Source organism: Rhodococcus sp. PSi06, assembly GCF_054960675.1.
In genome coordinates, this window is sequence record NZ_JBHNYO010000001.1 from 514009 (window position 1) to 526303 (window position 12295).

The following is a 12295-nucleotide window of genomic DNA, read 5'->3' on the forward strand; positions in this document are numbered from 1 at the left end:
CCCGTGCCACAGTCCATGCAGGCCAGCGTGCTCACCGGCGTGCAGGAGATACGAATGGAAGATCGGCCGGTGCCCACACCGGCTCATGACGAGGTGCTCGTCCAGGTCACCGCCGTCGGAGTGTGCGGCTCCGATGCGCACTACTACCGCGAGGGGCGTATCGGCGACTTCGTCGTCGACGGCCCCCTGGTACTCGGCCACGAAGCTGCCGGCGTCATCGTGGTGGTGGGCTCCGGGGTGTCCGACACCCGTGTCGGCCGGCGCGTCTCCATCGAGCCGCAACGACCCGATCCCACCAGTGCCCAATCTCGCGCAGGCCGCTACAACCTGTGCCCGGCCATGGAATTCTTCGCGACCCCGCCCATCGACGGCGCACTCGCGGAGTACGTGTTGATTCAATCCACGTTCGCGCACGACGTTCCCGACACCATCTCCGACGAGGCCGCGGCCCTCTTCGAGCCCCTGTCGGTCGGCATCGCGTCGGTACAGAAGGCCCGGATCTCCGCCGGTTCGAGCGTGCTCATCGCGGGCGCAGGACCCGTCGGAATCGTCACCGCTCAGGTGGCACGCGCCTTCGGAGCCACCGAGGTGATCGTCACCGACTTGGATGCATCGCGCCGAGCCAACGCAACGCGATTCGGTGCCACCCGAGTGTTGGACCCCACGGCCGAGGACGTGCGTTCCCTGACGGTCGATGCTTTCATCGACGCTTCCGGTGCAGCGCGCGCGGTGTTCGACGGCATCCACGCGGTGCGGCCGGCCGGTACCGTCGTTCTCGTCGGCATGGGCGGATCCGACTATCCGCTGCCGATCTCGGTGATTCAGAACCGAGAGTTGGTGCTCACCGGCGTATTTCGATACGCCAACACCTGGCCGATCGCACGGTCGCTGGTGGCGTCGGGCATGGTCGATCTCGACGCGATGGTGACGGCGCGGTTCGGGCTAGAGCGCGTCGAGGATGCGTTGAACGCGGACAGGGAACCCGGAAGCATCAAAGCAGTGGTCATTCCAGGACTTTCGAAGGAGACGAACGCATGAAGTTGAACTCACAGAACCTCTCCGACTTCATCGAGGACGTCGCTGTCCCGACGTACGACAGGTCCGAGGTGACTGTGGGCATCGTGCATTTCGGTGTCGGCGGCTTCCATCGAGCGCACCAGGCGATGTACGTCGACCGTCTGCTTCAGCAAGGGCAAGCACTGGACTGGGGAATCTGCGGTGTCGGTGTACTGCCGGGAGACCGCCGCATGAACGACGTCATGCAGGCACAGGACTGCCTGTACACGTTGGCGCTCAAGCATTCCGACGGCACCTGGGACACCCGTGTCATCGGTTCCATCGTCGAGTATCTCTTCGCACCGGACGACGCCGAGGCCGTGATCGAGAAGATGGCGGCCGACACGACGAAGATCGTCTCGCTCACCATCACCGAGGGTGGATACAACTTCTCCGCCACCACCGGCGAGTTCGACGCGAACAATCCGGCCATCGTCGCCGATCTCGCCGACGGAGCCGTTCCGGCAACCACTTTCGGACTGGTCGTCGAGGCGTTGGCTCGACGCAAGGATCGGGGCCTGAAGCCGTTCACCATCATGTCCTGCGACAACATCGAGGGCAACGGCCATATGGCGCAGTCGACCTTCACGACGTTCGCTCGATTGAAGGACCCGGTGCTGGCCGACTGGATCGAGGCAGAGGGCGCATTCCCCAACTCGATGGTCGATCGCATCACGCCGGTCACGACTCCGGAAGTGACCGAACAGCTTTCACTGCGCTACGCCATCGACGATCAGTGGCCTGTCGCCGGTGAGCCCTTCACCCAATGGGTGCTCGAGGACAACTTCACGCTCGGCCGTCCGCCGCTGGAGGACGTGGGGGTACAGGTGGTCGACGATGTCACTCCCTACGAGCTGATGAAGCTTCGGCTGCTCAATGCCAGCCATCAGGCACTCGCCTACTTCGGCTATCTCAGCGGCTACCGTCTGGTCCACGAGGTCTGCCAGGATTCACTGTTCGCGGAGTTCCTGCTCGCGTACATGGACGAGGAGGCGACCCCGACGCTGCAGCCGGTCCCCGGTATCGACCTGGCCGACTACAAGCGGACCTTGATCGAGCGGTTCTCGAACCCCGAGATTCGCGATACCGTCGCACGTCTGTGTGCCGAGTCCTCGGACCGAATCCCCAAGTGGCTCTTGCCCGTCATTCGCAAGAACCTCGAGACCGGCGGCGAGATCGTCCGCTCCACCGCGGTGGTGGCGAGCTGGGCCCGCTACGCCGAGGCCGTCGACGAGTCCGGCAATCCCATCGAGATCGTCGATCAGCTGAAAGATTCACTGGTGCCGATCGCGCAGAGTCAGCGCGAGAACCCGACGGCGTTCATCGCCAACCGGGCAGTGTTCGGCGACCTGATCGACAACGAGCGCTTCGTGTCCGCATACACGAAACAACTTGCATCGCTACACGAGAACGGTGCGAGGGCAACCCTCGAGGCGCTCAGGTCAGCTCACTGAATCGTTCGGTATCGCGGACTTGGCCGGAGACGATAACGGTATCGCCCGCGTCGATGATCGTGTTCGCGGTGGCGTAGGTGAACCCTTCGCCCGGACGCTTGACCGCGACGACGGTGACCCCATGCTCGGTGCGAACTCCGCTCTCGCCGAGCGTCTTTCCGATGAGCGAAGCCGGTGGTGACGTCTTCGCCATCGCGAAACCGTCGTCGAACTCGATGTAGTCCATCATCCGTCCACGCACCAGGTGAGCTACTCGCTTGCCCATGTCGTGCTCGGGCCGGACGACGTGGTGGACGCCGATCTGGCTGAGGATCTTGGCGTGCGCGTTGCTCAGAGCCTTGGCCCAGATGGTCGACATCGACAGGTTCACCAGTGCCGACGCGGTGAGCAGACTTGCTTCGAGATTGGAGCCGATACCCACCACGGCACGGTCGTACTCGTGCACCGAGAGCTGCCGTAGCGACTCCTCGTCGGTGGTGTCGGCCACCACCGCATGGGTCAATCTGTCTGCCACGCGCTGGACCACGGCCTCGTCGCTGTCGATGCCGAGCACCTCGACTCCCTGGTCCATCAGCTCCAGGGCCAGAGACTTACCGAAGCGGCCCAGACCCAGAACGACAACGACGTCGGAGGACGGTTTCCTAGCCAATGAACGGCCTTTCCGTGGGGAGGGTGTAGCGCCGTCCGCGGTCGCGGGCGGCGAGGGCACTGACCAGAGTGATGGAGCCGATGCGGCCCAGATACATGAGCACGATCAGGATTACTTGGCCCCAGCCCGGCAACTGCGCGGTGATACCCGTGGACAGGCCGACGGTCGCGAACGCGGAGACGACCTCGAACAGGAGCACGTCCAGGTCGAAGTTCGTGCCGGCCAACAGCGTGATGACCGGGAGCACGACCAGAGCGACGCCGATCAGGGCAACGGTCAACGCCTGACGCTGCACTCGCGCATCGATTCGACGATCGAACACCGTCACCTCGCGGTCGCCGCGAATCTCGGCCAGGATGACGAACAGCAGCAGCGCGAACGTGGTGACCTTGATACCGCCGGCAGTGCCGCCGCTGCCACCGCCGATGAACATCAGAATATCGGTGATCAGCAACGTCGCGTTGTCGACATCGGCGTAATCCACGCTGTTGAACCCTGCGGTTCGCGGCATGACGCCCTGGAACGTCGCGACCATCATCTTGCCCCAGAAGCCGAACCCACTCAGAGTTCTGGACCACTCGAACAACATCACCACGGTCGGCCCGAGGACCAGAAGAACGCCGGTGACGGTCAGAGTCATTCGGGTGTGGAGTGACCAACGGGGGTGCGGTCGACTGCCCCGGGCACGCGCGCGAACCCGGCGGGCGATCTCGAACAGAACCGGAAATCCGATGCCGCCCAACACGACTGCGATCAACAAGGGCACGCAGATCCACGGGTCGGTGGCGAACCCGATCATGTTGTCGCTGAACAAGGCGAAGCCGGCATTGTTGAATGCCGACACAGAATGGAAGATTCCCAGCCACAGAGCGCGCCCGAGTGACTCGTCGTATCCGAGGAAGAACCGCGCCGCCAGACAGAGGGCGACCACGCCCTCGATCATCACACTGGTGCGAACCACGCCGACCACGACGCTTCGGACGTCACCCAGCCCGGACGTGCGGACCTCCGCCGCCGCATTCAGCCTGCCGCGCAGCCCGATTCGATCAGCGAGGACCAGCCCCACCAGGGACGCGATGGTCATGATCCCGAAACCGCCGATCTGAATCAGCCCGAGAATCACGCCCTGCCCGAACCCCGACCAATACACCGGGGTGTCCACCACGATCAGCCCCGTCAAACTGACCGCCGAGGTAGAGGTGAACAACGCCTGCAGAAGTCCGGTGGAATCGCCGGACAGGGTAGCCGCCGGAATCATCAGCACCAGTGCACCGAGGGCAATGGCGAGCGCGAATCCCGCTGCCATGAGCCGGACCGGGGTCGGCCGGAAGATCGCGGACCATCGCGATGGCTGGCGGGCGTCTGTCACCCGGCAGACAGTACCGGTGCGCTTCGCGCCACGTGCATGGAAGTGATGGGCTACGAGGTTCCGTGCGCGTCAGCACTCCACGTCAGCGCACCACAGCCTTCGCCACCGTCCAGGCACGACCCTGCTCGCTCAACGTGAAGCCCAGACCCGGGCGCGCGGACAGGTGCATGCGTCCGTCACGGGTCTCGAGGTGCTCGTCGAACAGCGGGTCCAACCAGTCGAAGTGCTCCACCCACGTCTGCAGGGGATACACCGCTGCGAGGTGCAGATGGATCTCCATGGCGAAGTGCGGAGCCAGCTGGAGATTGTGGTGCTCGGCCAACGTGGCCAATTTCAGGAACTGCGTGATCCCGCCGATACGGGGCGCGTCGGGCTGCAGGATGTCCACCGATCCGGCTTCGATGAGCCGCACGTGCTCGCCGACGCTCGCCAACATCTCACCCGTCGCGATGGAGGTGTCGAGGCTGCGAGCGAGCTGAGCGTGCCCCTCGGCGTCGTAGGCATCGAGGGGTTCTTCGATCCAGACGAGATCGAATTGTTCGAGTATTCGGCCCATGCGCTGCGCCGTCGGGCGGTCCCATTGCTGATTGGCGTCCACCATCAGCGGGACATCGTCACCGAGGAATTCACGGACCGCAGTGACGCGGGCGATGTCGGTTCGCCAATCCGGCTGCCCCACCTTGATTTTGATGCCCCCGATGCCGTTCGACAACGACATCGCAGCGTTCTCGATGACCTCTTCGATCGGCGTGTGCAGAAATCCGCCGGACGTGTTGTACGTCTGCACCGAATCACGCGCCGAGCCGATCAACTTGGCCAGTGGTAACCCGGCCCGCTTGGCTTTGAGATCCCACAGTGCGATGTCGATTGCGGCAATCGCCTGCGTGGCAACGCCGCTGCGGCCGACCGAGGCACCGGCCCACACCAGCTTGGTCCAGATCTTGCCGATATCGTTCGGGTCCTCGCCGATGAGAACCGGCGCAATTTCCTGGGCATGGGCAAACTGGGCCGGCCCGCCCGCGCGCTTGGAATAACCGAAACCGATTCCCTCATGGCCCTGTTCGGTGCGAATCTCGGCGAACAGGAACACCACCTCGGTCATTGCCTTCTGCCGACCGGTGAGCACCTTGGCGTCGCTGATCGGATTCTGCAGCGGCAGCACGATCGAGGACAGCGTCACCTCCGCGATACGGTCGATGCTCGCAGCCCCCGGGGCCAGTGCCATGATCGCCGCATTCGGGGCGGTGAGGCCGCTGGTCGGTTTGTCTGTGCCGATCGTCATCTGCTACTCCTGAAATAGTCGATTACGTTGATTCACAGCCTATTTCGACGAACAATGCGCGTCCAACACCATTTACCGGCGGATCGATACCGCCAGGGCATCGATATTCGACGCGATGTCGGCGACCCGGCCCACGAACGTGTGATGCGTGACGCCCGACGAGTGGGGAGTCATCAGCACGTTGTCGAGATCACGGAAAGGCAGAGAACTGGGTTCGCCCATCCCGTCCGGGCCCGGGTAGCTGTACCAGACATCGATGGCGGCTGCGGCAATCTCGTTACGTGACAACGCGTCGAACAGTGCCTGTTCCTGCACGAGGGGACCACGACCGACATTGACGAGTACCCCGTCACCGCCGAGCCTGCCCAGTTCTTCGGCTCCGATCATGCCGCGGGTGTGCTCGTTCAGCGGCGCGGATACCACCAGAACGTCCGCGAACTCGGCCAGCTTTCGCAAATCCTTTGCATCGGAGACCCACTCGAGCCCATCACCCGTGGCCCGGCCGCTCCCGGTGACCGCAGCACCGGTTCCCCCATACGCCTGAAACAGTTGCCAGGTTCGCTTGCCGATGTGCCCGAACCCGACGAAGCCGATGCGAGCACCGCTCAGCGACAGCGGTTTCGCGATGCTCGGGTCGTAGACGGCAGTGGCGAACACACCCGCACGAAGTGCACGATCCTGCTGCAGGAACTTACGGCGTAGCATCACCGTTGCCGCCACGACGTACTCGGCAATCGACTGCTCGTGATGAAAGGTGTTGCGCACCCGCACATCGGGGCGCAATCCAGAACGATCGACGTTGTCCGTTCCGGCACCGGCAACGTGCACCATACGTAATTTCGGCGCTGCGGCACCCATGGCCGCACTGAACTTGCCGCCGACGTACACATCCGCGTCGGCAAGTTCTTCGATGATCCGACGTTCGTCGAACGGAACGCACCAGATCACCTCTGTTCCGGCGGGTAGATTCGCCTCGAACTGCTCGCGGTGCGGCAGCACGTTTCGATCGCCGACGACAACCTTCATCAGCGCACCAGTGCCGGCCGTTTGCTGTCGAATGTCCATCCTTCGATCAGGTACTGCATACCGATGGCGTCGTCGCGGGAGCCGAGACCTTCCTTCTGGTACAGCTCGTGTGCCGCGTCGATCTGCTCGAAGTCGAGTTCCACACCCAGGCCCGGCTTGTCGGGCACTGTCAGGTAGCCGTCCTCGATCGTGAACGGCTCCTTGGTCACTCGCTGCCCGTCCTGCCAGATCCAGTGAGTGTCGATGGCGGTGATCTTCCCCGGCGCAGCCGCGGCAACGTGGGTGAACATGGCCAGTGAGACGTCGAAGTGATTGTTGGAGTGCGAACCCCACGTCAAACCCCACGCATCGCACAGTTGAGCAACGCGGACCGAACCGGCCATCGTCCAGAAGTGCGGGTCTGCGAGTGGGATGTCCACGGCACCGGAGCGGACGGTGTGGCCCATCTCGCGCCAGTCGGTGGCGATCATGTTGGTGGCGGTCTGCAATCCGGTGGCGCGCTTGAACTCCGTCATCACCTCACGACCGGAGAAGCCGCCCTCCGGCCCTACGGGGTCTTCGGCGTAGGCCAACACGTCGCGTAGTCCACGACACGTCTCGATCGCATCCTTCAGCAGCCAACCACCGTTGGGATCCAACGTGATTCGAGCCTTCGGGAATCGCTCGGCCAGCGCGCGCACCGCGGCAGCCTCCTCGGCGGCAGGCAGCGCACCGCCCTTCAGTTTGAAGTCCTGGAATCCGTAGCGCGCCTGCGCAGCCTCGGCGAGGCGCACGATCGACTCGGGATCCATGGCCTCCTCGTGCCTGATACGCATCCAGTCGTCGGCCCCGGCCGCCTCGTCGACGGCACCGCGGTAGGCGAGGTCGGTCTTGTTCCGATCGGCAACGAAAAACAGATAGCCCAGTGCTTGAACCTTCTCACGCTGCTGGCCGTCTCCCAACAGTGCTGCGACGCTGACGCCGAGGTGTTGGCCCAACAGGTCGAGCAAGGCCGATTCCACCGCGGTCACTGCGTGGATCGCGACCCGCAGATCGAAGGTCTGTGCTCCGCGGCCACCGGAGTCACGATCGGCGAACGCGCGACGCATTTCGGCCAGCACCGCGTTGTAGTGGCCGATCCCTTGGCCCTCGACCAGCGAACGAGCGTCCTCGAGAGTCTGCCGAATCGCCTCTCCGCCCGGCACTTCGCCCACGCCGATGCGCCCGTCCGAGTCGATGAGCACCACCAGGTTGCGGGTGAAGTACGGGGCGTGAGCTCCGCTGAGGTTCAGCAACATGTCGTCGTGCCCCGCGATCGGAATGACACGCATCTCGGTGACGACGGGTGTGCTGGTGTGGACGTTCATGTCCGGCCTCTCTCGTACTCCATCGGTGACTCGGCTCACACGACAGTAAGAGTGTCCATTGATTCCTGTCCAAGACCATCTGCGCATCAACCGATGCAGTCACGGTATCGGTGGCCGCGGAACACGCTCATCACACCTGGCAGCAAGATCGATACCGTGACTGCATCAAAAGCGACATTATTCGACTTGGACATGTATCGATGAGCCTTCTACCGTGGTGAGCTATGAGCCAGGTCACGGTCTGGCCTCAGCGCACGTACCGCACCACAGCCTTAGGAGTCACCTCATGACAGCGTCGACGACACAGTCCACCAACCTCACCGGCCGGATGATCATCGCCGGCGTCCCGGTCTTCGGTGGCGGTACGCAGATTCACGGTATCGACCCCAGCACGGGCGCACATCTCGAGCCTGCTTACGGCCACGGGGACGAGGGCGACGTCGAGAAAGCCTGTGCCGCAGCAGCCGAAGCATTCGCCGATTACCGTGCCACCTCCTCGGAGACGAGGGCTCAATTCCTCGAGGCCATCGCAGACAACATTGCGGCCCTCGGCGACACACTGATCGAGCGCACTGTCGCCGAGTCCGGACTGCCACTGGCTCGCATCACCGGTGAGGTCGGTCGCACCACCGGACAACTGCGCCTGTTCGCCTCGGTTTTGCGCGAGGGCAGTTGGAACGGTGCCCGCATCGATCCCGCTCAGCCCGAGCGCTCACCGCTCCCCCGCGCCGACATCCGCCAGCGGCAGATTCCGCTGGGACCGGTTGCAGTGTTCGGGGCCAGCAACTTCCCGCTCGCCTTCTCTGTCGCCGGGGGCGATACCGCCTCCGCACTTGCGGCCGGATGCCCGGTGATCGTCAAGGCGCACGACGCACATCCGGGAACGTCCGAACTGGTGGGACGCGCCATCACCGACGCCGTCGCCGCCACCGGAATGCCGTCGGGCACATTCTCTCTGCTGTTCGGCTCCGGCAGAGGACTCGGCACCGCCTTGGTCACCGACCCTCGCATCAAGGCAGTCGGATTCACCGGATCGCGTTCGGGTGGAACGGCTCTCGTCGCCGCCGCAGCCGGTCGTCGTGAGCCGATCCCGGTGTACGCGGAAATGAGTTCCATCAACCCCGTTTTCGTCATGGACGGCGCACTCGCCTCCCGCGGAGCCGAGCTCGGCCGCGCCTTCGTCGCATCGCTGACGATGGGCTCGGGTCAGTTCTGCACCAACCCCGGTCTTGTCATCGCCGTCGACGGGCCCGGACTGCAGTCCTTCACCGAAGCGGCCACAGCCGCTGTACAGGAATCCGCACCCACCACGATGCTGACCCCGAACATCGCCTCGAGCTACGCGGACGGCGTCGCCACCCTGTCCGACTCCGTCACCGAGCTCGCCCGAGGCACCGAGACCGACGCTCCCAATGCCTGCCGCGCAGCGTTGTTCGAGACCGATGCCGATACATTTCTCACGTCCGAGGCGGCGCAGGCCGAGGTGTTCGGCGCATCGAGCCTCATCGTTCGCTGCACCGACGCCCAGCAGGTTCGCGACGTCGCCGCGCTACTGGAAGGGCAGCTGACCGCCACCGTCCATGCCGACGAGTCCGATCATGCCGATGCAGGCAAATTGCTCTCGGTTCTCGAACTCAAGGCCGGCCGCATCCTGTTCGACGGATGGCCCACCGGCGTCGAGGTCGGCCACGCCATGGTGCACGGCGGTCCCTTCCCCGCCACCTCCAACTCCCGCACGACGTCGGTCGGATCGCTCGCCATCGAGCGCTTCCTCCGACCTGTTTCCTACCAGGACGTGCCGACGTCGTTGCTACCCAGCGCAATTGCCGACGGCAATCCCGACGGAATTTTCCGCCGGATCGACGGCCGGCTCACCCAAGACTGACTCACCCCACCTAATTTTCGAGGAGATTTCCATGCTCGACGGCGTCCTGTTCTTCCCCGTCACCCCGTTCACCGCTTCCGGTGAGGTCGATTACGACCTATTGGGCGCTCATATCGCGAAGGGTGTCGACGCGGGACCCGGTGGAGTGTTCATCGCCTGCGGCACCGGCGAATTCCACGCCCTCGAACTCGCGGAGTTCGGCACGATCGTGCGTACCGCGGTCGACATCGTCGCGGGTCGTGTTCCGGTCTACGCCGGTGCCGGCGGATCTGTCGCGCAGGCCAAAGCGTTCGCAGTGGCTGCGAAGGCCAACGGTGCCGACGGCATCCTGCTGCTGCCGCCCTACCTGGTGACGATGCCGCAGGCCGGTCTGGTCAACTACACCAAGGCCGTGGCCGCCGCGTCCGATCTGCCGCTGATCGTCTACAACCGCGGCAATGCGCGCTTCACCGAAGAGTCTGCCATCGAGGTAGCGCAGCTGCCCACCGTCGTCGGATTCAAGGACGGCACAGGTGATCTCGATCAGGTCGGCCGCATCGTCCGCGCTGTGCTCGATGCCCTGGAGCCGTCGGGCAAGCCCTTCCAATTCTTCAACGGACTACCCACCGCCGAGGTCTCGCAGCAGGCGTACCGAGCGATCGGTGTCACGCTGTACTCCTCCGCGACGTTCGCCTTCGCCCCCGAACTGGCACTGGCGTTCTACCGGTCTCTGGACAGTGGTAACGAGAAGCTCACTGCCGCATTGCTTCGCGAGTTCTTCCACCCACTCGTGCGCCTGCGCGACAAGGTACCCGGCTATGCCGTCTCCCTGATCAAGGCCGGCGTGACGATGGAAGGTATCGAGGCAGGTCCCGTTCGCCCGCCGCTGATCGACATCAGCGCACCGCATCTCGAGGAACTCACCGCTATCGTTGCCGCCGGCCGGGCCGTGCTGGCAGACGAGCTCGCGGTGCACTGATGCGGGAACCGGTTCTGATCACCGGCGCCCGGATCACTCCGATCGCCTTCGTCGATCCCCCGTTGCTCAACACGGTCGGGGTGCATCAGCCCTATGCGCTGCGCGCAATCGTCCAACTGGACACCGATAACGGCGTCGTCGGGCTCGGTGAGACATACGCCGACACTGCGCATCTGGCTCGGCTCGAGGCGGCAGCTCAGGCCATCACCGGCCTGGACGTGTTCGGTCTCAATGCAATTCGAGACGCCATCGATGTTGTTCTGGGGACGCTGTCGATCACCGGTGGCGACGGTGTCGCGGGAATGATCACCACCGCCAGCACAACCGACAGAGTGTTCTCGCCGTTCGAGATCGCCTGCCTGGACGTGCAGGGCAAGGTGCTCGGTCGGCCGGTGTCCGATCTGCTCGGCGGCAGAGTGCGGGACTCGGTTCCATTCAGCGCGTACCTGTTCTACAAGTGGGCAGCGCACCCCGGCGCACAGCCGGATGAATGGGGCGAGGCAATCGACCCGGCCGGACTGGTACGGCAGGCCCGAAAGATGATCGACGAGTACGGCTTCGAGGCCATCAAGGTCAAGGGCGGCGTCTTTCCACCCGACGAGGAGATCGCCGGAATCAAGGCGCTCCGGCAGGCATTCCCGGAGCTGCCGCTGCGGCTGGACCCCAACGCCGCGTGGACGGTCGGCACGTCGATCCGCGTCGCCTCCGAGCTGGACGGCATCGTGGAATACCTCGAGGACCCGACACCCGGGCTCGACGGGATGGCCGAGGTCGCGCGCGAGGCGAAGATGCCACTCGCGACCAACATGTGTGTCGTAGCCTTCGACCACCTGAAACCTGCCGTGCTGAAGGACTCGGTGCAGGTGGTGCTGTCCGACCATCATTACTGGGGCGGCCTGCAGCGCTCGAGGTTGCTCGCCGGAATCTGTGACACTTTCGAGATGGGCCTGTCGATGCACTCGAACAGCCACCTCGGCATCAGTCTGGCCGCGATGGTTCACCTTGCTGCCGCAACACCGAATCTGACCTACGCCTGCGACACGCACTGGCCGTGGAAGCACGAGGACGTCGTCGTGCCAGGAGTGTTGAACTTCGTCGACGGCGCGGTGGCCGTTCCCACCTCACCCGGACTCGGCGTCGAGATCGACGAGGACGCTCTGGCGACACTGCATCAGCAGTACCTCGACTGCGGTATCCGCGACCGCGACGACACCGGATACATGCAGAGCATCGATCCGAGCTTCGAGAACACCTGCCCACGCTGGTGATC

The 12295-nt window shown here is 64.3% G+C and carries 10 protein-coding genes; 5 read left to right on the plus strand and 5 right to left on the minus strand.

The features are described 5' to 3' along the window. Positions 1-15: 15 nt before the first annotated feature. Positions 16-1038, plus strand: a complete 1023-nt coding sequence (locus ACFI9K_RS02505) for an NAD(P)-dependent alcohol dehydrogenase (protein ID WP_462662110.1) — start codon at positions 16-18, stop codon at positions 1036-1038. Next, entirely contained in the window at positions 1035-2510 is a 1476-nt protein-coding gene (locus ACFI9K_RS02510; RefSeq protein ID WP_462662065.1) for a mannitol dehydrogenase family protein, read from the plus strand. The genes ACFI9K_RS02505 and ACFI9K_RS02510 overlap by 4 nt, the downstream gene beginning before the upstream one ends. Here ACFI9K_RS02510 and ACFI9K_RS02515 read toward each other — a convergent pair. The 5 genes from ACFI9K_RS02515 to ACFI9K_RS02535 form a co-directional block, all read right to left on the minus strand. Continuing rightward, a complete protein-coding gene (locus tag ACFI9K_RS02515) occupies positions 2494-3159 on the minus strand; it encodes a potassium channel family protein (RefSeq protein WP_462662066.1) in 666 nt (221 codons plus the stop codon). The genes ACFI9K_RS02510 and ACFI9K_RS02515 overlap by 17 nt on opposite strands. After that, complete coding sequence (locus ACFI9K_RS02520; RefSeq protein WP_462662111.1) at positions 3152-4465, minus strand: TrkH family potassium uptake protein; 1314 nt, start codon at positions 4463-4465, stop codon at positions 3152-3154. The genes ACFI9K_RS02515 and ACFI9K_RS02520 overlap by 8 nt, the downstream gene beginning before the upstream one ends. Before the next feature lie 145 nt (positions 4466-4610). Further along, the gene (locus ACFI9K_RS02525) at positions 4611-5753 is read right to left on the minus strand and encodes an L-talarate/galactarate dehydratase (RefSeq protein ID WP_462662112.1); all 1143 of its coding nucleotides are present in this window, start codon (positions 5751-5753) and stop codon (positions 4611-4613) included. 129 nt (positions 5754-5882) lie between these two features. Next, positions 5883-6836 (minus strand): 2-hydroxyacid dehydrogenase, encoded by a 954-nt coding sequence (locus ACFI9K_RS02530; protein ID WP_462662067.1) that lies wholly within the window; start codon positions 6834-6836, stop codon positions 5883-5885. After that, positions 6836-8182 (minus strand): enolase C-terminal domain-like protein, encoded by a 1347-nt coding sequence (locus ACFI9K_RS02535; RefSeq protein ID WP_462662068.1) that lies wholly within the window; start codon positions 8180-8182, stop codon positions 6836-6838. Before ACFI9K_RS02535 ends, ACFI9K_RS02530 begins: the two co-directional genes overlap by 1 nt. 286 nt (positions 8183-8468) lie before the next feature. On the opposite strand from ACFI9K_RS02535, the gene ACFI9K_RS02540 reads away from it, so the two are divergent. The 3 genes from ACFI9K_RS02540 to ACFI9K_RS02550 are packed head-to-tail and all read left to right on the plus strand — an operon-like array spanning position 8469 to position 12293. Beyond that, complete coding sequence (locus tag ACFI9K_RS02540) at positions 8469-10067, plus strand: aldehyde dehydrogenase (NADP(+)) (protein ID WP_462662069.1); 1599 nt, start codon at positions 8469-8471, stop codon at positions 10065-10067. A gap of 31 nt (positions 10068-10098) precedes the next feature. Beyond that, positions 10099-11025: a 5-dehydro-4-deoxyglucarate dehydratase gene (locus tag ACFI9K_RS02545; RefSeq protein ID WP_462662070.1), complete on the plus strand. Its 927-nt coding sequence runs from the start codon at positions 10099-10101 to the stop codon at positions 11023-11025. Next, positions 11025-12293, plus strand: coding sequence for a glucarate dehydratase family protein (locus tag ACFI9K_RS02550; RefSeq protein WP_462662071.1), 1269 nt, complete (start codon positions 11025-11027; stop codon positions 12291-12293). Before ACFI9K_RS02545 ends, ACFI9K_RS02550 begins: the two co-directional genes overlap by 1 nt. Positions 12294-12295: the final 2 nt, after the last annotated feature.

Excerpts from the sequence above, each read along its gene's own strand:
- ACFI9K_RS02530 (WP_462662067.1), bottom strand. The coding sequence starts at position 6,836 with ATGAAGGTTGTCGTCGGCGATCGAAACGTGCTGCCGCACCGCGAGCAG.
- ACFI9K_RS02545 (WP_462662070.1), top strand. The coding sequence starts at position 10,099 with ATGCTCGACGGCGTCCTGTTCTTCCCCGTCACCCCGTTCACCGCTTCC.
- ACFI9K_RS02525 (WP_462662112.1), bottom strand. The coding sequence starts at position 5,753 with ATGGCACTGGCCCCGGGGGCTGCGAGCATCGACCGTATCGCGGAGGTG.
- ACFI9K_RS02505 (WP_462662110.1), top strand. The coding sequence starts at position 16 with ATGCAGGCCAGCGTGCTCACCGGCGTGCAGGAGATACGAATGGAAGAT.
- ACFI9K_RS02550 (WP_462662071.1), top strand. The coding sequence starts at position 11,025 with ATGCGGGAACCGGTTCTGATCACCGGCGCCCGGATCACTCCGATCGCC.
- ACFI9K_RS02540 (WP_462662069.1), top strand. The coding sequence starts at position 8,469 with ATGACAGCGTCGACGACACAGTCCACCAACCTCACCGGCCGGATGATC.
- ACFI9K_RS02535 (WP_462662068.1), bottom strand. The coding sequence starts at position 8,182 with ATGAACGTCCACACCAGCACACCCGTCGTCACCGAGATGCGTGTCATT.
- ACFI9K_RS02510 (WP_462662065.1), top strand. The coding sequence starts at position 1,035 with ATGAAGTTGAACTCACAGAACCTCTCCGACTTCATCGAGGACGTCGCT.
- ACFI9K_RS02520 (WP_462662111.1), bottom strand. The coding sequence starts at position 4,465 with ATGGCAGCGGGATTCGCGCTCGCCATTGCCCTCGGTGCACTGGTGCTG.